This window comes from Streptomyces sp. NBC_01006, assembly GCF_045162725.1.
Taxonomy (GTDB): domain Bacteria; phylum Actinomycetota; class Actinomycetes; order Streptomycetales; family Streptomycetaceae; genus Streptomyces.
Window position 1 is genome coordinate 6,234,344 of sequence record NZ_CP108700.1, and the last position, 20,932, is coordinate 6,255,275.

18 protein-coding genes are annotated in these 20,932 nt (G+C 72.8%); 10 read left to right on the plus strand and 8 right to left on the minus strand.

Annotation, left to right across the window (positions count from 1 at the left end; translation table 11 throughout):
- The first annotated feature begins 25 nt into the window (after window positions 1–25).
- From OG509_RS28475 to argF, 3 genes are all read left to right on the plus strand, one after another.
- Window positions 26–493, plus strand: coding sequence for a hypothetical protein (locus tag OG509_RS28475; RefSeq protein ID WP_406185375.1), 468 nt, complete (start codon window positions 26–28; stop codon window positions 491–493).
- A 101-nt stretch (window positions 494–594) separates the two neighbouring features.
- Window positions 595–1,821: an arginine deiminase gene (locus tag OG509_RS28480; RefSeq protein WP_385582170.1), complete on the plus strand. Its 1,227-nt coding sequence runs from the start codon at window positions 595–597 to the stop codon at window positions 1,819–1,821.
- A 76-nt stretch (window positions 1,822–1,897) separates the two neighbouring features.
- Complete coding sequence (argF, locus tag OG509_RS28485; protein ID WP_406185376.1) at window positions 1,898–2,911, plus strand: ornithine carbamoyltransferase; 1,014 nt, start codon at window positions 1,898–1,900, stop codon at window positions 2,909–2,911.
- Window positions 2,912–2,921: 10 nt separating this feature from the next.
- Here the strand turns inward: argF and OG509_RS28490 are convergent, their stop codons facing one another.
- Window positions 2,922–3,356: an ATP-binding protein gene (locus OG509_RS28490; RefSeq protein WP_406185377.1), complete on the minus strand. Its 435-nt coding sequence runs from the start codon at window positions 3,354–3,356 to the stop codon at window positions 2,922–2,924.
- A 184-nt stretch (window positions 3,357–3,540) separates the two neighbouring features.
- On the opposite strand from OG509_RS28490, the gene OG509_RS28495 reads away from it, so the two are divergent.
- Window positions 3,541–4,368 carry an enoyl-CoA hydratase family protein gene (locus tag OG509_RS28495; RefSeq protein ID WP_406185378.1) on the plus strand — a complete coding sequence of 276 codons (828 nt, stop codon included), beginning with the start codon at window positions 3,541–3,543 and terminating at the stop codon, window positions 4,366–4,368.
- Window positions 4,369–4,372: 4 nt separating this feature from the next.
- Entirely contained in the window at window positions 4,373–6,631 is a 2,259-nt protein-coding gene (locus OG509_RS28500; protein ID WP_406185379.1) for a bifunctional salicylyl-CoA 5-hydroxylase/oxidoreductase, read from the plus strand.
- Window positions 6,632–6,638: 7 nt separating this feature from the next.
- Here the strand turns inward: OG509_RS28500 and OG509_RS28505 are convergent, their stop codons facing one another.
- The 4 genes from OG509_RS28505 to OG509_RS28520 form a co-directional block, all read right to left on the minus strand.
- Complete coding sequence (locus tag OG509_RS28505; RefSeq protein ID WP_406185380.1) at window positions 6,639–7,478, minus strand: GNAT family N-acetyltransferase; 840 nt, start codon at window positions 7,476–7,478, stop codon at window positions 6,639–6,641.
- A 41-nt stretch (window positions 7,479–7,519) separates the two neighbouring features.
- Entirely contained in the window at window positions 7,520–7,903 is a 384-nt protein-coding gene (locus OG509_RS28510; protein WP_406185381.1) for a hypothetical protein, read from the minus strand.
- Between the two features lie 132 nt (window positions 7,904–8,035).
- On the minus strand, window positions 8,036–8,842 hold the full coding sequence (locus OG509_RS28515) for a PaaX family transcriptional regulator C-terminal domain-containing protein (RefSeq protein ID WP_406185382.1): 807 nt from the start codon (window positions 8,840–8,842) through the stop codon (window positions 8,036–8,038).
- On the minus strand, window positions 8,812–10,656 hold the full coding sequence (locus OG509_RS28520; protein ID WP_406185383.1) for an AMP-binding protein: 1,845 nt from the start codon (window positions 10,654–10,656) through the stop codon (window positions 8,812–8,814). Before OG509_RS28520 ends, OG509_RS28515 begins: the two co-directional genes overlap by 31 nt.
- A 139-nt stretch (window positions 10,657–10,795) precedes the next feature.
- Here OG509_RS28520 and OG509_RS28525 point away from each other — a divergent pair, with 139 nt between their 5' ends.
- From OG509_RS28525 to OG509_RS28535, 3 genes are all read left to right on the plus strand, one after another.
- A complete protein-coding gene (locus tag OG509_RS28525; protein WP_406185384.1) occupies window positions 10,796–11,962 on the plus strand; it encodes an acyl-CoA dehydrogenase family protein in 1,167 nt (388 codons plus the stop codon).
- Window positions 11,959–12,384, plus strand: a complete 426-nt coding sequence (locus tag OG509_RS28530; protein WP_406185385.1) for a RidA family protein — start codon at window positions 11,959–11,961, stop codon at window positions 12,382–12,384. The genes OG509_RS28525 and OG509_RS28530 overlap by 4 nt, the downstream gene beginning before the upstream one ends.
- Window positions 12,385–12,473: 89 nt before the next feature.
- The gene (locus OG509_RS28535) at window positions 12,474–13,016 is read left to right on the plus strand and encodes a hypothetical protein (RefSeq protein WP_406185386.1); all 543 of its coding nucleotides are present in this window, start codon (window positions 12,474–12,476) and stop codon (window positions 13,014–13,016) included.
- Window positions 13,017–13,107: 91 nt separating this feature from the next.
- Here OG509_RS28535 and OG509_RS28540 read toward each other — a convergent pair whose 3' ends face one another.
- The 3 genes from OG509_RS28540 to OG509_RS28550 all read right to left on the minus strand — a co-directional run bounded on the left by OG509_RS28540 (window position 13,108) and on the right by OG509_RS28550 (window position 19,505).
- Window positions 13,108–14,025, minus strand: a complete 918-nt coding sequence (locus OG509_RS28540) for a helix-turn-helix domain-containing protein (RefSeq protein ID WP_406185387.1) — start codon at window positions 14,023–14,025, stop codon at window positions 13,108–13,110.
- Window positions 14,026–14,190: 165 nt separating this feature from the next.
- A complete protein-coding gene (locus OG509_RS28545; RefSeq protein ID WP_406185388.1) occupies window positions 14,191–15,267 on the minus strand; it encodes an N-acetylmuramoyl-L-alanine amidase in 1,077 nt (358 codons plus the stop codon).
- Between the two features lie 137 nt (window positions 15,268–15,404).
- Window positions 15,405–19,505, minus strand: a complete 4,101-nt coding sequence (locus OG509_RS28550) for a NocE (RefSeq protein WP_406185389.1) — start codon at window positions 19,503–19,505, stop codon at window positions 15,405–15,407.
- A gap of 495 nt (window positions 19,506–20,000) precedes the next feature.
- Here OG509_RS28550 and OG509_RS28555 point away from each other — a divergent pair, with 495 nt between their 5' ends.
- Together OG509_RS28555 and OG509_RS28560 are read left to right on the plus strand one after the other, a co-directional pair.
- The gene (locus tag OG509_RS28555; RefSeq protein ID WP_406185390.1) at window positions 20,001–20,417 is read left to right on the plus strand and encodes a peptidoglycan-binding protein; all 417 of its coding nucleotides are present in this window, start codon (window positions 20,001–20,003) and stop codon (window positions 20,415–20,417) included.
- A gap of 34 nt (window positions 20,418–20,451) precedes the next feature.
- Entirely contained in the window at window positions 20,452–20,904 is a 453-nt protein-coding gene (locus tag OG509_RS28560) for a peptidoglycan-binding protein (protein ID WP_406185392.1), read from the plus strand.
- Window positions 20,905–20,932 lie beyond the last annotated feature (28 nt).

The following is a 20,932-nucleotide window of genomic DNA, read 5'->3' on the forward strand; positions in this document are numbered from 1 at the left end:
CGCGCGCGGAAGCATTGCGGCACTCATGACCTGTATGGCCGCGGCCGGCGCGGCCACCCCGGCCGTGGCCGACTCGGTGCCGGTGGGTGTCCCCCTGGACGCCGTGAAGACCACACTGGGCGTGGACACCCCGCGCGTGGCCACCGCGGTCCCGGTGCCCGTCGTCGGCGCGCCGGAGGCCCCCCGCCACCACACCGGTGATCTGCTCCCCAGCCCGCTCCTCCCGTCGATGCCGATCACCACCCAGCTCGGCAGCACCCTGGTCGGTGCGCCGGTGCCGAACCTGCTCGGCGACCCGAAGACCGACGGCGAGGGCTCGCTGGAGTCCCCGGCCACCGATGTGGTCACCCGCACCCCCGGTGCGGTCGTCGGCGCCCCGCTGACGATGCCGGACGGCAGCAACTACGGCATCCCGAACCTGACCACCCCCAAGCTGGGCCTGACCGCCCCGGAGCTGATCGGGGCCCCGTCGGCGCTCCTCGGTCTGCGCTGATCCCGGCCGGCGCCGCCGGGACCGCGGGGGATGCCGGCTGCGCCGCGTCTCCTGAGCGAACGCCACGTCAAAAAGCCGTCCGGTCTGCGAACGTGTATGCCATGGGATTCCATGTCGACTCCGAGACCGGGCGGCTTCGCCGCGTCATCCTCCACCGGCCCGATCTGGAGCTGAAGCGGCTCACGCCGAGCAACAAGGACGCGCTGCTCTTCGACGACGTGCTGTGGGTGCGCCGGGCCCGCCAGGAGCACGACGGCTTCGCGGACGTCCTGCGCGACCGCGGCGTGGAGGTGCACCTCTTCGGCGACCTGCTGTGCGAGGCCCTGGAGATTCCGGAGGCCCGACACCTCGTACTGGACCGGGTGTTCGACGAGAAGGAGTACGGTCCGCTCGCCACCGACCACCTGCGCGCGGTCTTCGACCAGCTGCCGGTGACCGGGCTGGCCGAGGCGCTGGTCGGCGGGATGACCAAGCGCGAGTACCTGGAGCGGCACGCGGAGCCGGTGTCGGTCCGTTTCCACGCCATGGAGCTGGACGACTTCCTGCTGGGGCCGCTGCCGAACCATCTGTTCACCCGGGACACCTCCGCCTGGATCTACGACGGGGTGTCCATCAACGCCATGCGCTGGCCGGCCCGGCAGCGGGAGACGGTGCACTTCGAGGCGATCTACAAGCACCACCCGCTCTTCACCTCCTCCGGCGCCTTCCACTACTGGTCGCAGGGGCAGGCGGACTACCCCTCGACCATCGAGGGCGGGGACGTCCTCGTCATCGGCAACGGCGCGGTGCTGATCGGGATGAGCGAGCGGACCACGCCGCAGGCGGTGGAGATGCTCGCGCGGGGGCTGTTCGCGGCCGGGTCGGCGACCACCATCGTGGCGCTGGACATGCCCAAGCGGCGGGCCTTCATGCACCTGGACACGGTGATGACGATGGTGGACGGAGATACGTTCACTCAGTACGCGGGCCTCGGCATGCTGCGCTCCTACACGATCGAGCCGGGGGAGGGCCTGCAGGAGCTGAAGGTGACCGACCACCCGCCGGAGCACATGCACCGGGCGATCGCCGCCGCGCTCGGGCTGGACTCGATCCGGGTGCTGACCGCGACGCAGGACGTGCACGCGGCGGAGCGCGAGCAGTGGGACGACGGCTGCAACGTGCTGGCCGTGGAGCCGGGGGTGGTGGTGGCGTACGAGCGGAACGTGACGACCAACACCCACCTGCGTAAAGAGGGCATCGAGGTCATCGAGATCCCGGGCAGCGAGCTGGGGCGGGGGCGGGGCGGGCCGCGGTGCATGAGCTGCCCGGTGGAGCGGGATCCGGTCTGAGACCCTCTGTATATCAATGCAGGGGATCGTATAGACTTCCAGCATCCCCTGTCAGCGCGACCCTTGGAGTGTCCCCATGGCCACCGACCTCGTCGGCCGCAGTTTCCTCAAGGAGCTCGATTTTTCCGCCGCCGAGTTCCGCGGCCTGATCGAGCTCGCGGCCGACCTCAAGGCGGCCAAGAAGGCCGGGGCCGAGCAGCGCCGCCTCCAGGGCAGGAACATCGCGCTGATCTTCGAGAAGACCTCGACGCGCACCCGCTGTGCGTTCGAGGTCGCCGCCGCCGACCAGGGTGCGCACACCACCTACCTCGACCCGGCCAGCTCCCAGATCGGCCACAAGGAGTCGGTCAAGGACACGGCGCGGGTGCTGGGCCGGATGTTCGACGGCATCGAGTACCGGGGCGACAGCCAGGAGGCCGTCGAGGCGCTCGCCGCCCACTCCGGCGTGCCGGTGTTCAACGGCCTCACCGACGACTGGCACCCCACTCAGATGCTGGCCGACGTGCTCACCATGACCGAGCACTGCACCAAGCCGCTGGAGCGCATCGTCTTCGCCTACCTCGGGGACGCCCGCTTCAACATGGGGAACTCGTACCTGGTCACCGGCGCGCTGCTCGGCATGGACGTACGCATCGTCGCGCCGAAGGCCTACTGGCCGGCCGAGTCCGTGGTGTCGCAGGCGCGCGAGCTCGCGGCCGCCAGCGGGGCCCGGATCACGCTGACGGAGGAGGTCGCCGGAGGGGTGGCCCAGGCGGACTTCGTCGCCACCGACGTGTGGGTCTCCATGGGCGAGCCCAAGGAGGTCTGGGACGAGCGGATCGCCGCCCTGGCCCCGTACGCCGTCACGATGGACGTGCTGCGCGCGAGCGGCAACCCGGACGTGAAGTTCCTGCACTGTCTGCCGGCCTTCCACGACCTGGGCACCAAGGTCGGCCGGGAGATCCACGAGCGGCACGGGCTGGACTCGCTGGAGGTGACGGAGGAGGTGTTCGAATCCGCGCACTCCGTCGTCTTCGACGAGGCCGAGAACCGGCTGCACACCATCAAGGCCGTGCTCGTCGCGACCCTCGCCGGACCGGTCGCAGGTTAGTCCCGCATAGTCATGCGGGCCGCGCGGCCAGGGTGAACCAGACGGCCTTCCCGTCCGCCGTCGGGCGGTGGCCGCAGGCCGAGCTCAGGGCGCGGATCAGTGGCAGCCCGCGGCCGTGCTCCTGCCACGGGTCGGGGAACAGGGTGTCCGCGCGGGCGGCCGGGGCGCCGACCGCGCCGAGAGTGCCGGGCGGTCGCGGATCGCCGTCGTGGACCTCGACCTGGCAGCCGTTCGCCAACAGCTCCACGACCAGCTCGATCGGGGCCTCCCCGGCGGTGTGCTCCACGGCATTGGCGACCAGCTCCGCGGTCAGCAGCTCCGCCGTATCGCTGTCGGCGTGCACGACGGGGGTGTCGGTGAGCGCCGTACGGACGAGGGCGCGGGCCAGCGGCACCGCGGCCGTCGTGCGGGGCAGCGGGATCCGCCAGGCGGAGACGTCGGGCATGCGGGACCGTCCGTTCCGGTAGCAGGGGCGAGGTGGGCGTGGGGGACGTGGGGCGGGGCGAGCGGCGGAGGGGGAACTTCCACTTTCAACGATACGGAGTGCCGTTTCGATCCCGCAGGGCACCCCTCACCCATGTGTCGCGTTTCTGTGACGGCAGTCACGATGCAGTGATACCGTCGATCGTGTGAGCCCCTTCATCGGTTCCACAGCAGCGACCGAACGGTGGCGCCACCTGCGGGTGACCCGGCAGGACGGCGTGGCCACCGTCACCCTCGACCGCCCCGAGAAACTCAACGCCCTCACCTTCGGCGCCTACGCCGACCTGCGCGACCTGCTCGCCGAGCTCTCCCGCGAGCGGACCGTACGCGCCCTCGTCCTCGGCGGCGAGGGGCGCGGCTTCTGCTCCGGCGGGGACGTCGACGAGATCATCGGCGCCACCCTCGCCATGGACACGGCCCAGCTCCTCGACTTCAACCGGATGACCGGCCAGGTGGTGCGGGCCATCCGCGAATGCCCCTTCCCGGTCATCGCGGCCGTGCACGGGGTCGCCGCCGGCGCCGGCGCCGTCCTCGCCCTCGCCGCGGACTTCCGGATCGCCGACCCCACCGCCCGCTTCGCGTTCCTCTTCACCCGCGTCGGCCTCTCCGGCGGGGACATGGGCGCCGCGTACCTGCTGCCCCGCGTCGTCGGCCTCGGCCACGCCACCCGGCTGCTGATGCTCGGAGAGCCCGTACGCGCGCCGGAGGCCGAGCGCATCGGCCTGCTCAGCGAGGTCACCGAGGAGGGCAAGGCCGGCCTGCGGGCCGCCGAACTCGCCGCGCACCTCGCCGCCGGCCCGGCCCTCGCGTACGCGCAGACCAAGGCACTGCTGACCGCCGAACTCGACATGCCGCTGGCCGCGTCGGTCGAGCTCGACGCCAATACCCAGGCCCTGCTGATGAACGGCCAGGACTACGCCGAGTTCCACGCCGCCTTCACCACGAAGCGGCCCCCGGAGTGGAAGGGCAGGTAGCGCCATGCCGGCAGGCAGCGCATTGCGGGTCGCCGTCGTCGGCGGCGGGCCCGGGGGCCTGTACGCCGCCGCGCTGCTGGCCCGCCAGGGCCACACGGCCGAGGTCTGGGAGCGGGGCGCCCCCGAGGACACCTTCGGCTTCGGCGTGGTGCTCTCCGACGAGACCCTGGGCGGCATCGAACAGGCCGACACCGCGGTCTACGCCGCCCTCGGCGCCGAGTTCGTGCGCTGGGACGACATCGACATCGTGCACCGGGGGCGGCTGCTGACCTCCGGCGGCCACGGCTTCGCCGCCCTCGGCCGGCGCAGGCTGCTGGAGATCCTCCACGAGCGCTGCGCCGGACTCGGGGTCAGGCTCCGCTTCCGCACCCCGGCGCCGCCCGCCGCGGTCCTGGCGGCCTCGTACGACCTGGTCGTCGCGGCCGACGGGGTGCACAGCGCGACCCGCCAGAGCGGCGCCGCGCACTTCCGCCCGACGCTGACGAGCGGGCACTGCCGGTACATCTGGCTCGCCGCCGACTTCGCCTTCGACGCGTTCCGCTTCGAGATCGCGGAGACCGAGCACGGGGTCATGCAGCTGCACGCGTATCCGTACTCCGCGGACGCCTCCACCGTGATCGTGGAGATGCACGAGACGGTGTGGCGGGCCGCCGGTTTCGACCTGTGCGACGAGGCCGAATCGGCCGCCCGCTGCGCCAAGATCTTCGGCGAGGCCCTGCGCGGGCGCCCGCTGCACGGCAACCGCTCGGCGTGGACCGAGTTCCGTACGGTCGTCAACGAGCGGTGGTCGCACGGCAACGTCGTCCTGCTCGGCGACGCGGCGCACACCGCGCACTTCTCCATCGGCTCGGGCACCAAGCTGGCGGTGGAGGACGCCCTCGCACTCGCCGAAGCGATGGAGGCGGAGCCGGACGTACCCGCCGCCCTCGCCGCGTACGAGGCCGCCCGGCGCCCGGCGGTGGCCTCGACCCAGCGGGCCGCCGCCGCCAGCATGCGGTGGTTCGAGGAGATCGCCGGGTACGTGGACCAGCCCGCCCGGCAGTTCGCCTTCAACCTGCTCACCCGCAGCCGCCGGGTGACCCACGACAACCTGCGGCTGCGCGACGAGCGGTTCACCCGGGCCGTGGAGCGGGACTTCGGCTGCCCGGACGAGCACACCCCGCCGATGTTCACACCGCTGAAACTGCGCGGGCTGACCCTGCGCAACCGGGTGGTGGTCTCCCCGATGGACATGTACTGCGCGCAGGACGACGACGGGATGCCGGGGGACTTCCACCTGGTGCACCTGGGCGCGCGGGCCCTCGGCGGAGCCGCCCTGGTGATGACCGAGATGGTCTGCGTGTCCCCGGAGGGCCGGATCACCCCCGGCTGCACCGGCCTGTACACGGCCGAGCAGGCGGCGGCCTGGACCCGGATCGCGGACTTCGTGCACACCTCCGCGCCCGGCACCGCGCTCGGCGTCCAGCTCGGCCACTCGGGTCGAAAGGGCTCGACGCGGCGGATGTGGGAGGGCATGGACGACCCCCTCCCGGAGGGCAACTGGCCGCTGGTCGCCGCCTCCGAACTGCCCTACCGGCCGGGCGTCTCGGCCGTCCCGCGCGCGCTGACGGCGGCGGACCTCGCGTCGATCCGCTCCGATTTCGCGGCCGCCGCCGTACGGGCCGCCGGCTGCGGCTTCGACCTGCTGGAACTGCACTGCGCCCACGGCTACCTGCTGTCCGGCTTCCTGTCCCCGCTCACCAACCACCGTTCGGACGCCTACGGCGGGCCCCTGGAGAACCGGCTCCGCTTCCCGCTGGAGGTCTTCGACGCGGTCCGCGCCGTCTGGCCCGCCGACCGGCCGATGACCGTGCGCATCTCGGCCACCGACTGGGCCCCCGGCGGCACTTCCGCCCAGGACGCGGTGGACATCGCGGCCGCCTTCGCCGCGCACGGCGCCGACGCCATCGACGTGTCGACCGGCCAGGTGGTGGCGGACGAGCGCCCCGAGTACGGGCGCTCGTACCAGACCCCGTACGCGGACCGGATCCGGGGCGCGCTGGGCGTCCCGGTCATCGCCGTCGGCGCCGTCTCCTCCTGGGACGACGTGAACTCCCTGCTGCTGGCCGGCCGCGCCGACCTCTGCGCCGTCGGCCGCCCCCACCTGTACGACCCGCACTGGACCCTGCACGCGGCCGCCGACCAGTCCTACGAGGGCCCGGCCGCGCCCTGGCCCGCTCCCTACCGCGCCGGCAGCCGCAAACCCCCGACCGGGCGCGGCTGAGTGAGGCTCACAGCGCGGCCACCTCGATGCGGTCCTCCACCGGGGTATAGCCGAGGCGCTGGTAGACGCCGTTGCTGGTCGGGTCGGCCAGGTCCGTGAAGAGCAGCACCTGCGAGGCGCCGGCCGCGTACGCCGCCTCGCTGACCGCGTGCGTGACCCCGGCCGCGTACCCGCGGCCGCGCAGCTCCGGCGGGGTGTAGACCGGGCCGATGCGGGAGGCCGAGCCGATCGCGCGGAAGAACCCGGCCATCGACACCGGCATGCCGGCGTCCTCCCAGAGCAGCATGCCCCCGTACGAGAGCCGGTCGCGCAGGAAGGCTTCGGAGGGGCCGCCCGGCTGCCCGGTCTCCCGCTTGAAGGCCCCGGCCCAGTCCAGCAGCAGCGGCAGGTCGGCCGCGGTGGCGGTCCGGGCCCGCCCGGCCGGGGCGGGGTCCGGGGCGAGCAGTCCGGCGAGCCGGTACAGCCGGTTCTCCTCGGTGACCTCGCTCGGCCTGCCCCAGGCCGCGGCCAGCGCCTGCGCGTCGCGGCGCCGGGCGTTCAGCACGTCGACCCCGGCGAGCAGCGGCTCGGTGGCGAGCGCGGCCCCCAGCTCGCGCACGGCCTGTCCGGGCAGGGCCCCGATCAGCAGCGGGTACGGCGGGGTGCGGAGCAGGGCGCCGGCGACGCCCCCGTCGGCCCCGGTCCACCAGCCGAAGAAGGGCTCGGCGGATCCGTAGGCGCCCGTGCCGCGCCGCTCCAGCGCGTCGAGCACGGTCAGCAGGATGGTGTTGGCGACGGGCTCGGCGGCCACGGCCGGCCCCGCCGCGGCCCGATAGGCCGCCAGGTCATGGGTGAACGTCCACGTCATGGCTCATGATGGCGCCGGATCGTTTCCCCGCGCACCGGCTTTTACGAGGGCAGCCAGGCCGGCCACCACGGCGGCACGTTGTCGGGCCCGCACAGCCCCGAATGCCCGGGGTAGCCGTCCAGGGTGCCCGTGACCGCGAAGTACCAGACCACCACCGCGGCCAAGGCGGCCAGGATCGGCACGGCCCGCACCGACAAGGGCAGGCGGCGGGTGAGCAGGGCGAGGACCAGCGCGAGCAGCGCGCAGCCCGGTACGAGGAACAGCATCTCGAAGTTCAACTCGAACTTCCCGCCCGCCTCCCAGCCCGCGTCGCAGTACGCGCGGGCGTTGGCGGCGAGCCTGGAGGCCGTGAACCCGGCCACGGCACCCACCAGCGCCGCTCCGGCCAGCTGCAGGCGGGCGGCCGTCCGCCCGGGCGGTGTCACGGGCGTCTGGTACCAGGTCTGCGGCTGGGGCTGGGGCTGCGGCGGGTACGAAGGCCGCCGCGGGGTCGGGAGCGGTGGCGGCGGAGGAAGATCACGATGTGTCACACCACCTCGTGACGCGGCACCCGTCGCCTACGGTTCCACGAACCCCTCCCCGATGTCCCGCAGCCGGTCGTGCAGTTCGGTGAAGACCGCCGCCGCGCGGTCGCCCGGCCAGTCCGCGGGCAGCAGCTCCCGCGGCAGTCCCGGGTCGGCGTACGGGAGGCGCCGCCAGGTGTCCAGGGCGAGCAGGTAGCCGCGGTAGGCCTCCTCCGCGGTGGGGGCCGGGCCCGACTGCAGGGCGCGCAGCACCGGCTCGTGCAGATCGAGGAACTCCTCGTGCTGCTTGGCCAGCGAGGTCAGGTCCCACCACCGGGCCACCGCCTCGGCGGTCGGGGCGAAGCCGAGGTGGCCGCCGCGGAACAGCTCCACGTACGCCGTCAGGTGCAGCCGGTCCAGGGTGTGCCCGGTCTCCTCGTACAGGTGGGCCGGCGCGATCCACACCCCCGGAGCCACCGCCCCGAAGCCGAGGCGGGCGAGGCGCGAGCGCAGCAGGTGCCGCTTGTTCCGCTCCTGCTCCGGTACGGAGAACACCGCCAGCAGCCATTCCCCCGCCGGGTGGGCACCGCGCTCCCCGTAGATCCGCCGGTCGCCGTCGTCCAGCAGCTGCCGGGCCTCCGCGGAGAGCTCGTACCCCGCCGAGCCGTCCGCGGCGCGCGCGGGCAGCAGGAAGCCGCGCCGCTTCAGCCGGGACACCGACGAGCGGACCGACGGGGCGTCCACCCCGGCCGCGCCCAGCAGGCGGACCAGCGCGGACACCGGGACCGGACCCTCGAAGGCCCGCCCGTAGGCGCCGTAGAACGTGACGATCAGGGATCGCGGGGTGTGCTGCTCGACCACGGGCCTACTGTAGGGGGCGTCGTGCCGGTCGGCCCGGGCTCGCGGCGTCTGGCGCCGCGCCTCGCGGCGTTCTCGTCGGTCGCCGACGTCCCCCAGCTACCGCTGGGAGGTGCCCCCACCGCGGCGACTCCCTCCTCGGCCTTGCGATCCGCGGCGCCAGACGCCGCTCCCTGATCCGGGCTGACCGGCACGACGCCCCCTTCATCGCGCAGCCGGAACCGCTGCAGTTTCCCGGTCGCCGTCCGGGGGAGGGCCGGGAGGAAGACGAAGGCGCGCGGGCACTTGTACGGGGCCAGCTCCGCCCGCATGAACGCGCGCAGATCCTCCTCGGCCAGCGTCGCGCCCGCCCGCGCGACGGCGTACGCCACCACGATCTGCCCGCGTCGCTCGTCCGGGCGGCCCACCACCGCGGCCTCCACCACGTCCGGGTGGCGCATCAGGGCTTCCTCCACCTCCGGGCCCGCGATGTTGTAGCCGGCCGAGACGATCATGTCGTCGGCCCGGGCGACGTACCGGAAGTAGCCCTCCGGATCGCGGACGTAGGTGTCCCCGGTCAGGTTCCAGCCGTCCCGTACGTACTCCTCCTGCCGCGGATCCGCCAGATACCGGCAGCCCACCGGGCCGCGTACGGCCAGCAGCCCGGGCTCGTTGTCCGCGACCGGCCGGCCGGAGGCGTCCACCACCCGGGCCTGCCAGCCCGGCACCACGCGGCCGGTCGTCCCGGGGCGGATGTCCTCGTCGGCCGCCGAGATGAAGATGTGCAGCAGCTCGGTGGCGCCGATGCCGTTGATGATCCGCAGTCCGGTGCGCTCGTACCAGGCCTGCCAGGTGGCCGCCGGGAGGTTCTCGCCCGCCGAGACGCAGCGGCGCAGCGCGGACAGGTCGTAGGTGCCCACGTCGTAGGGGCCCAGCTCGTCCAGCATCGTCCGGTACGCGGTGGGCGCGGTGAACAGCACGGTGACCCGGTGCTCGGCGAGGGCGGGCAGCAGCCGGCGCGGGACCGCCTGGTCGAGCAGCAGCGCGGAGGCGCCCGCGCGCAGCGGGAAGACGACCAGGCCGCCGAGGCCGAAGGTGAAGCCGAGCGGCGGACTGCCCGCGAAGACGTCGTCGGGGCGGGGGCGCAGGACGCTGCGGGAGAAGGTGTCGGCGACGGAGAGCAGATCGCGGTGGAAGTGCATGCAGCCCTTGGGCCGGCCGGTGGTGCCCGAGGTGAAGGCGATCAGCGCCACGTCGTCGGCGGAGGTCTCGACGGCGGGGAACGGGGCCGGGTGCCGGTCGGCCAGCCGCAGCAGATCGTCCGCCCCCTCACCGCCGTACGGGGTGATCCGCAGGCCGGGCACCTCGGCCTTGGCCAGGTCGTCCAGCACGCCCACGTGGCACAGCGCGTGCTGCACCCGGGCCATCGCGCAGACCGTGGCCAGCTCCTGCGTCCGCTGCTGGGCGAGTACGGTCACGGCCACCGCGCCCGCCTTCATCACCGCCAGCCAGCAGGCGGCGAGCCAGGGGCCGGTGGGGCCGCGCAGGAGCACCCGGTTCCCCGGGACCACGCCGAGGTCGGACGTGAGCACGTGGGCGATGCGGTCCACGCGCCCCCGCAGCCCGCCGTACGACCACACCTCGCCGGCGGCGCTGCGGAAGGCGGGGCGGTCGGGCCCGAACCGGTCGATGGTGGCGTCGAGCAGCTCGGCGCCGCAGTTGAGCCGGTCCGGGTAGGCCAGTTCGGGGAGCTCGAAGAGGAGCCGCGGCCAGGCGTGCGGCGGCGGCAGATGGTCGCGCGCGAAGGTGTCGGCGTGGGCGGAAGGCTTGAGCTCCAAGGCGGGTTCGCCCCCTTGCAACGACAGCGGCTCCCCGGGTGGGGGACCGAAGTGGCGGAGCAGGCCGTACGGGTGCGCTCTGAGCGTATCGTGATGGTGACGGCAGTCAACAGGACGCGATAGAACCGGGGATGTTCGGATGAACGGATTCGCGCTCGGGGCGGAACAAGAGGAGTGGTGCGGGCAATTGCGCGCACTGGCGGCGGACCGGCTGCGGCCGCTGGCCGACAAGGGGGAGCCGGGAAGGGTCAACCGCCCGCTGCTCGCGGCGCTGGGCGAGCTGGGCCTGCTGGAGCGGGTCTTCACCTCGGGGGCGCTGGAACTGTGCCTGCTGCGCGAATCCCTCGCGTACGGGTGCACGGAGGCGGAGACGGCCCTGGCCCTGCAAGGCCTCGGGGCCCATCCGGTGCTCAGCTCGGGCACACCGGAGCAGCGGGCGCGCTGGCTGCCGGAGGTACGGGCCGGGCGGGCGGTGGCGGCCTTCGCGCTGAGCGAGCCGGGGGCGGGCTCGGACGCGGCGGCGCTGGCGCTGGAGGCCGTACGGGACCCCGGGAGCAAGGCGGACGCGGACGCGTACCGGGGCGCGGACGGGGGCGGGGGTGGGGGCGGCGGCTGGCGGCTCAGCGGCGAGAAATGCTGGATCTCCAACGCCCCCGAGGCGGACTTCTACACGGTGTTCGCCCGCACGGGCGAGGGCCCGGCCGCCAAGGGGGTCACCGCCTTCCTGGTCCCGGCCGACCGCCCGGGGCTCTCGGGCGAGCCCCTGGACATGCTCTCCCCGCATCCGATCGGCCGGCTGTCCTTCGACGGGGTCCCGGTCGGCCCGCAGGACCTGCTCGGCGAGCCCGGGCGGGGGTTCCGGGTGGCGATGGACACCCTGAACCGGTTCCGGCCGAGCGTGGGCGCCTTCGCCGTGGGAATGGCCCGGGCCGCCCTGGACGCGACCCTGGCGTACACGGCGGCGCGGCGCGCGTTCGGCGGGGTACTGGGCGACCTCCAGGCGGTGGGCCACCGGGTGGCCGAGATGGCCACCCGTACCGAGGCCGCCCGGCTCCTGGTCTACGCGGCGGCGGGGGCGTACGACGCCGGCTCGCCGGACGTCCCCCGCCGGTCGGCGATGGCGAAACTGCTCGCGACGGAGACGGCCCAGTACGTGGTGGACCACGCGGTCCAGCTGCACGGGGCCGTCGCCCTCCAGCGCGGCCACCTGCTGGAACACCTGTACCGGGAGGTCCGGGCCCCGAGGATCTACGAGGGCGCCAGCGAGGTGCAGCGCACGATCATCGCGAAGGAGCTCTACCGGTGAGTGTCGAGCGGATCAATCCGGCGGAGCTCTCCCCGCCGGCGGGTTTCTCCCACGCCGTGGCCGCCAGCGGCTCCCGGCTGGTCTTCCTGGCGGGCCAGACCGCGCTCGACGCCGAGGGCAAGGTGGTGGGGGACACCCTGCCCGAGCAGTTCGAGCGCGCCCTGGGCAACCTCCTGACGGCCCTCGCCGCGTCCGGGGGCGCCCCGGCGGACCTGGCCCGGGTGACCGTGTACACGGTCGACGTGGAGGCGTACCGCATCCATGCGCCCGAACTCGGCCGCATCTGGCGCCGTCTGGCCGGGCGCGACTACCCGGCCATGGCGGTCATCGGGGTCGTCCGGCTCTGGGACGAGCCCGCGCTGGTCGAACTGGACGGTATCGCCGTAGTCGGAACGGCCCAATCCGAGTTGCCGGATCGCTGACCAGGTGGTTTTGACAGCGGAGCAGAGAGGGGTGAGGGTTGAAATGACCTTTTTGTAAGGAATGTCTCAATCCACGGAGGTGCATGGTCATGCGCCGTGTGATCACCGCGACGGTCGTGGCAGGAGCCGCGGGCCTCGCGCTCGGCCTGATGCCTGTCGGCGGGGCGGTTGCCGCGGGTCTTCCCCAGACCCAGCAGAACAACTCGGGATGGTGCTCCGGCGACTGGCGCGGGAACAACAACTGGCGCGACTGCTGCGACTCCTCCCGCTGGAGCAACTGGAACGACCGCCCGAGCTGGTGCTGGGACAACGACTCGTGGAACAACGGCCGTCACGACAACGCCAACTGGAACGACAACTGGAACAACGGCCGTTGGAACGACAGCCGCTCCAACCATGACAACCGCAACGACAACAACTGGAACGGCGGCCACGACAACGGCTGGAGCGACAACGGATCCGGCCGCGGCCACGACGGCGGCGGTGGCGGCGATGGCGGTGGCGGAGGCTACGGCGGCGGTGGCAGTGGTGGCGGCGATGGCGGTGGCGGCGGCTACGGCGGCGGTGGTGGCGGCAACGGCGGTGGCGGAGGAGGCAACGGTGGCGGCGGAGGCGGTGGCGGCGGCCACTGACCCCCCCGTCAGTATCCAGGTGAGCGGGCCGGTGCTGCCGTGAGCCGGCAGCACCGGTGCCCGCCCCTCCCCGAAGCGTCCCGTGACCGGGTCAGGGTTTGATCGCACCCAGCGGGGAGCACTCCTGCTCCTTCTGGCTGGGAATCGCCCCGCAGATCGTGATGGTCTCCCACGTCGCGTCCGGGGTGACGGCCAGCATCCGCGTGTAGGTGTCGTGTTCCATCCGGATCGTGGCCTCGTCGGACGAACTGCGCTTGTCCTTGATCATGACCGTGTCCCCGATGTTGCCGTTCTCGACCCGCCCCCACACCGCCTGACAGGCCTCGCTGTAGCGCAGTTGGATGCTCATGCCGCGCAAGAAGGTCTGGCGCACCGTGATCGCGTCCCACTGGCAGTCCTCCGCCTGCGGCTCACGGCGCATGCAGGTGTCGCTCTTGCAGCCGACCTTGACCGGCCCGCTCGGGCGGGTCTGCGCGGGAGTTGCGGCGGGCGAGCCCGTCGCCCCGGCGGTGGGGCCCTGGGCGGTGCCCGCGCCGGCCGGTTCGATGAGGAAGACCGTCAGCAGGCTGCCCAGCAGAGCGCCCGCCAGGACACCGGCCGCCGTGCGCAGGATCCGGGGCCAGGCGAACCGCTGTACCGCAGTGCCTTCTTCCGATTCCGGCGCACCCGGTGTCGCCACCGGGGAGGCCGAAGGTGCCGGCCCCGGGCGTTCCGCAGTCCGGACCGCGGCCTCCTCCGCCGGCGCCTCGTCGCGTACGACGGCCAGTTCGAGCAGTGCGAGCAGCGGCTCGGGATCCGCCCCGGCCGCAGCCGCGAACTCCTCGACCGCGATACGGGTCGGCACCTGCTTGCCGTTGAGGAAACGCTCCCAGGAGGAGCGGCTGTAGTGCGTTTTGTCCGCCAAGCGGTTGTAGCTCAGCTGCGATGCGTCCTTGATCCGGCGCATTTCGGCGAAGAGGTCGGCTCTCGGAGCGTCCCCGCCGCCGGCCGTCCCTGATCCCCCTGCCATCAGGTGAGTCCCCCCATTTCGTGCTCAATTCCGTCCCCCCGGCCTTAGGCCGCGGGGAACAGTATCAGCCACAAAGTGGCGTGCTCATGACTGTGCCCCCCGGGAGCGAACTCCCGGGGGGTGCAGGTCAATACAGGGTTCTCGCCGTACCTGCCGGTACGGACGTCAGGCGAGCAGCCGGCTCCAGGTCCGCGCGTCCACGACGCCGTCCTGCGGCAGCGCGCGCGCACTCTGGAACGCCGCCACCCGGGCCGCGGTACCGGGCCCGAACATCCCGTCCGCCGTCGTCGGGAAACCGAGGGCCGCCAGCCGGCTCTGCACCGCCTTCACCGCCTCCCCGGCCGCGCCCTGCGCCACCGGCGCGCACAACTGGTTCCAGGTCTGGTTCCCCGCGACCCCGTCGATGCCGGCCCCGATCTGCTTCTGGAACGCGCGCAGCGCGCCCTCGGTCGCCGGCCCGAAGGAGCCGTCCGGCGTGATGGCCGCCCCGCGCTGGACCAGCAGGCACTGCAGGACGCGAACGCGCTCGTTCACGTCGCCCGTACGCAGCAGCGGCCACACCGGAGCCGTCGCGTCGCCGCCGGTCCGGGCCGCCACGTCCGCGCGCAGCTGCGGCAGCAGGGCGTAGAGGCGGTCGCCGGGGCACTGGGTGTTGTTGAAGTCCCGGTGCCCGTAGATCTGGTACGGCTGGAGCCCGTACTGGAGGCAGATGCGGGCGCAGAGGCCGACGAGCGCCGCGTACTGATCGGCGCGGGGCTCTTCGGTGGTGTACGTGCCCTCGTTCTCGATGCCGATGGCCACCGTGTTCTGGCCGGTGCAGTGCGCGGCCTCGACGATCTGCGCACCGCTGTCCAGCGCGGCCAGGCTCCCGTGCCGGCCCTCGGTGACGAACGCGCCCCGGCTGACGGTGAAGTGCTGCCCGGTGTCGATCCAGCCCTCCGTGTCCATCTGGTACGTCTGCATCGCGCGGGCCAGCGCGAAGGCGCGGTCCTGCCCGTACTCGGCCACGTTGGCGGTCGCCGTGTGGTGCACGATGATCTTCTGCGGCCGGGCCGCCAGCACCTTCACCGGGCTCTTCGGCGCCCGCGCGCCCCAGGCCTCGCAGCCGGACACCGGCGGGCCGTCGGCGGCCCGCGCCCGTCCGGCCGCCGTGCCCAGCGCGGTCAGTGCCGCCCCCAGGGACAGCGCCCCGGCCAGCAGGGTGCGTCGGCGGAGCAGCGGTCGTGCCGTCGGCGTGGTCATGTGAATCCGTTTCATCGAGAAGTCGCAGGTGAACGCTAGGAATTGAAAGGCGCCGGGACAAGCCGACAGGCCGTCCCGACGTCCCGTGCCGTCCCACGGGACCGTGGGACGGCACGGGACGGCCGTTCATCGGCAGGTCACTGCATGGTGCGCAGGGTCTGTTCGAGCGCATCGGCGTAGTGCCGGGCGCCGGCGATCTTCGGGTGGAACGACTGGGCCGAGGTACCGACCTTGATCACGTTGGTGTCGAGGAGCATCCCGGTGTCGCTCTCGACCAGGTCCGTGACGACGCCGTGGACCGTCTCGGGCGATCCGCAGACGGCCTGGCCCTTGAAGGCCTCCTTGGGGTTCGAGAACCACACCTTGACCCCCTGGCCCTGCGCGTCCTTGGCCGCCCCGGCCATCTCCTGGAGCAGGGTCTCGCCGACGGAGTTCAGCCAGGGGCCCTCCAGCGTGCTGATCGTCGCGAGGCAGTTCCCGTCCTTCTCCAGCAGCGGCGGGTAGCCCATCAGCACGATCCTGGCCTGTGGCGCCCGCGCCTGGATGGCCTTCAGGGTCTTCACGATCTGAGGGCGCACCAGGTTCTTGATGCGGTCGGGGACGTAGGCCGACAGTGGTCCCGTCTTCTTGCCCGTCTTGTCTCCGTTGACGTCGACGTCGTCGATCGAATCGGCCTGGCAGAACTCGGAGGTGACCAGGCACGAGAAGAAGATGGGCGTGAAGAGCGTGTCGTTGCCGCCGATGGAGATGGTCACCAGCGTGGTGTTCTGGTCGAGGTAGCCCTGGTCCAGCTGGGGGAGTTCGCCGTACTCCGTCTTGCCGCCGCCGTCCGCCTTGCTGAGGACGTTGTACGTCCGGGCGCCGGAGCAGGCGATCAGGTGGTAGTCCATCGACGGGTCGCGGGCATCGGCGAGCGCGCCGATCGAGGTGGCGGAGCCGGGCAGAGCGGCCTGCCGGGACCAGGCCTTCGTGGAGCGGTGGCAGGCGTCGCGGGTGGCGCCGTTCGCGATGTCCCGGTAATTGGTCTCCTTGTAGTAGTCGGCTCCGCCGGAGACGGACGCGCCCTCGCCGGAGGAATACGAGTCGCCGAGGGCGACGACGGAGTTGGCGGGCTTGCCGGGCAGCGGCTGGAAGGCCGCCGCGTCCCAGGCCACGTCCTCCGTGCCGTTGCCGCCGTCGGCGTGCGTGCTCAGCGAGACCTTCGGGGTGCCGGTGAAGTGGAACGCGCCCAGGTCCACCCAGCGGTTCTCCCGGGTGCGCTGCGGCACCACCCGTACGGGGCTGGTCGAATCCGTCCCGTACACCGTGTACTTGGCCTGCCGGGTCTGCGCGCCGTGGTCCGGCATGTGCACCATCACCCGGGCCCAGCCACTGCCGCCGATGTTCTGGCCCAGCGTCCACGTACCGGTGGTCAGCAGCCGGCCGCCGTCCTTGTCGGCCGTGTCACGGGTGTGCGAGAACCAGAAGTGGCCGCCGTAGCCGCCGCCGATCTGGTGCATGTCGATCTTCCCGGGATACGTGCCGTTCCACAGGGTGAAGTCGAAGCCGAAGGTCCCCGCCGAGGCGACCGCGCCGCAACTGCGGGCGTCCGATCCGGCCGGCCGGGTGCCGTTCGGGAGGTCGTCGACGATCAGCGAACCGGCCGGCAGACCGCTGCTGCACCGCGGCGGATAGGAGGAGTCCTCGTCCGGCTGCTCCGGGTAGGTGGCGTCGAACCGGTGTATCGCCTGGCCGCACTGGCCCCGGTCGCAGTCCACGTACTTCACCGGCTGGTGGTACCAGCAGTGCAGGTCCGCGCGGGTGCAGGCGCCGAGCCCCGGCTCGTTCTTGTCGTTCGGGCCGATCTTGGCGGGGTCGCACTCGTTGGAGGAGTTGCAGAACAGGCCCTCCGGCGGGTGCAGACCGCCGGTCCGGAAGGTCGGGTCCGACCACCAGGCCTGGCGGTACGCGACCCCCATCGTGCCGGGCTTGAACATCGCCGAGAGCGGCCGGGCCGCCCAGCCCATCACCTTCTCCTGGTACGGCCAGTCCTGCGGGTGGGAAGCCTGGGAGTAGTCGTCCGTGAAGTTGGGCGACTCCAGGAAGGGGGTGCGGTTGGCCTTCCACAGCGGGTTGGCCGGGTTGTTGGTCCAGCCGACTCCCCACGTGCCGCTGTTCTTCGCCGCGTCGGCCTGCGGGTAGAAGCCCGCGTTGTACGCCCACAGGGCGAAGGCCCAGTTCTCGATGTACTGCGGCTTGCCGTTGTTGACGGTCAGACCGGCGTCGCGAGTCTGGTTCCACTTCTCGGCGAGCTTGTCGGCGCCGGCGGCGATGTTCGCCGTGTAGTCGAGGGCCGCGGCCTCCTGCTGCACGGTCGACATGGTGGGCTGGTCGTGACCGGGCAGGCGCATCCCGTCGGTGATCTGCGTGATGCCGTAACCGCAGTCGGCCTTGGACCAGTTGACCGCCCACGGATCACCCTGGGCGCCGTTGGGCGCGTAGTCGATGCCGTAGTAGTTGCCGATCAGCGGATTGCCCGTGGCACCCGGGACGACGTACCGGCCGGCCTGCCACATGTTGGATTCCTGAGCGGTGACGCCCAGCAGGATCTGCGCCGGGATGTGCCACTCGTCGGCCTTGTCGACATGGCCGTTGGGGTCGCCGCTCAGCACCCGCAGCGGGAAGAGGAGCTGCGGGTTGTAGCCCGCCATGCCCGTGCCCTTCCAGTTGGGCGGCCGGTTGACGTGCTGGTTCAGGCCCATGATCACGGCCTGGTCCACGGCCCACTCGACCTGGCGGGGCGTGGGCTGGAAGGCCTGCTTGCGCACGTCCCCGCGCGGTACGGCGCAGGTGCGCTCCGCCTCGACGGGGTCGTGCGGCGAGGGGGCGGCCGCCGCCGCGGCGCCGGAGACGGCGGCGGCCGCGAACGGGGTCTTCCGCGCGCTCTGCGGGGCGATCGGCCCCTGGGGAGCGCCGGCCGGCCCGGCCGCGGAGCGCAGGGCGGGCGAGGGGGCCCGCCCGTCGGCGAGCCGGGCCGGGGCCACGGCCTCGGCGCCGGGAGTGGCCTCCAGCTCGACGCTCTTGCCGGTGCCGAGCACCTTGACCTGGTTGACGACGGTGCGCTCGGTGGCGGCCTCTTCGGCCCGGACCGGGCTGCCGTCCTGGCTGTGGGCCCAGCGGCTGGTGACCGCCGACTGCCCGCGGGCGCTCATCACCGCGCCCTTGACGAGGCCGCCGGGGTTGTGCACGTGCGCGGGCAGCTTGCCCTTGCTCTCGGCCCTGCCGGTGACGAAGACCTCGCCGGAGGGCGACCCGGCCACGTCCAGGGCGTCGAGCTGCCCGGAGGCGACCAGCCGCGGTTCGGCCTTGCCGTTCCCGGCCGAGCGGACCGCGGCGGCGTCGACGTGCTTGACCTTGCCGACCGCCTTCGGGCCCGCGTCCGGCCCGCCGGGTCCGTCCAGGAAGGTGATGCCGCCGGCCGCGTCCCGGGTGATCTGGAACGGGACCCGGTCCGCCTCGGCTATCGGACGCCGGCCGCCTTCCTTACCGATACGGACCAGCTGCGGGCCCTCGGCCGCGACGATCTCGCCGCCGCCGTAGGGGATCGCGGACGTGACCTGGCCGGTCAGCTTCAGCGGGGCCGACGTGCGGCCGGCCTTCGCGTCGACGGTGATCAGCCGGGTGGCATTCTCCTTCGCCCCGTCGTCACTGAACTGGGAGAGCACCGCCGTCTCGCCCTCGCCGCAGCCGGGAGAGAAGTACGACAGGGAGGCCTGCACCGGCAGCTTCGTCACCTTGCCGGTGGTCAGCTCGACCACGGCCGTGAACGCGCCGCGCGTCATCAGCTCCGGCTTGTTGGTGAACGTACGGGGCGCGTACGCCACGACCGCGCGCTCGCCGGAGGCGGTGACGCACGCGTTGCCGATCCAGGTGTCGGTGTCGAATCCCGGCTCGGCGAGGGTGGCCGCGGTCTTCCAGGGGTAGCCGGCCTTCGCGTCGGCGACCAGCACGTGGAAACCGGAGGCGTCCCCGGACGTGGTCCATGCCCGGTCCGAGGCACCGCCGACCACCTTGGCCCGGTCGCCGGGCGGGACGGCGGTGGGGTGCTGGTCGGCGACCGGTGCCGACGGGCTCTGCCCGGTGGCAGCGGCCGGAGCGGGCGGCGCCGCCTGGGCGGGCACCGCGAGCGGCGCCATCAGGGCCATCGCCGTGGTGAGCAGCACGGCGACGGCCGACGGCCGTCGTCTGTGTCGTTTCAAGGGCCTTCTCTTCCGTGACGTCCGCACCGGGGCGCCATGGGGCGACATGAGACGACGCGGGGCGTCGCGGGCATGGGCCGGCCTCGGCGGGGGAGCGGGGAGGGAGGACGGGCACAGCGGGCCGCATGAGGCCCGGGACCGTCCGACGCGAGCAATCTAGGTGCCGCGCAAGGCCGTTCGGGGCCGGAACCTTCTCCTGGGCGTCCCGTGCGGAGCCCGGCCCGCGGGACGGGAACACCGTCCCGGGCGGGGGGACGGGACGGGGTCCTCCCGGGACGGGCGGCCCGTCCCGGGCCGGTTCGCGGGACTCCTCCCCGCCGGCCACGGGTTACGGCCCGGCGAGAGCGTCCGACGGGCCGTCCGGGACTTCCCGGAGACGGACGGGACACCGGGACGTGGCCGTGACCGGCCTAGTGTTCCGGTTGTCCGGCGGCGCCCAGTCGAGCCCGTCCGGAACCGATCCCCGCCCCGCTCCTCACGGAAAGCCGGTTCGCCATGCTCAAGAAGACCGCCTCACGGGCCGCCGCCCTCGCCGCCGCTGCCGCCCTGACCGTCCTCACCCTCTCCGGTACGGCACAGGCCCGGCAGGGCGCCCCGTACATCGGATACGGCAAGACGAACAACACGCACGCGGTGTGGTGCGTGCAGCACCAGCTGAACTACGCCTTCGCGCACAACTGGACCGGGCGCCCCTGGCACGGGCAGATCGGCGAGGACGGCAGGTTCGGCCCCCAGACGGACGAGGCGATCCGCTTCTTCCAGAGCGTGATGTTCGTGCCCAGCGAGGTCGACGGGGTCGTCGGCCCGAGCACCGGCTACGCGCTCCTGTGGGAGGGCGACCCGTACTACGGCTACAACGACAAGGTCACCAACGCCGGTTACTGCAACGAGTACCTCCCCAGCACCGTCTGACCTCCCCGCCTCCCCACCCTCTCCGGAGACTTCGATGAAGCGCACCCTGGCCTCGCTCGGCGCGGCCGCCGTCCTCGCCGCCAGTCTGCTGACCACCGGCGCGACGACCGCGTCCGCGGCCATGCCGACCTGCACGGGCGCCAACACGTACGGCGACGCCGTCGGCTACACCGTCCGGATCCCCACCGATCACGAGGACGGCTCGAACTTCTGCGCGATGCGGCGCGGCGCCTCGGGCAACGGAGTCATGGCCCTGCAGTGGACCATGCACTGGTGCTACGGCCAGATCAACCTCGCCAAGGACGGCGAGTTCGGGCCGGCCACCGAGGCCGCCCTGAAGAAGGTCCAGGCCTCCGAAGGCCTCGTCGCGGACGGTGTGTACGGCCCGAACACCCGCGACCGGATCAAGCACCACTGGGAGATCTGGGACCGCGGCGAGTTCCGCTGCCTGCGCATGTCCCAGGCCCCCGGTCCGCTGCAGGACTGATCCCGGGGAGGCGGTCGCGGGACCCGGC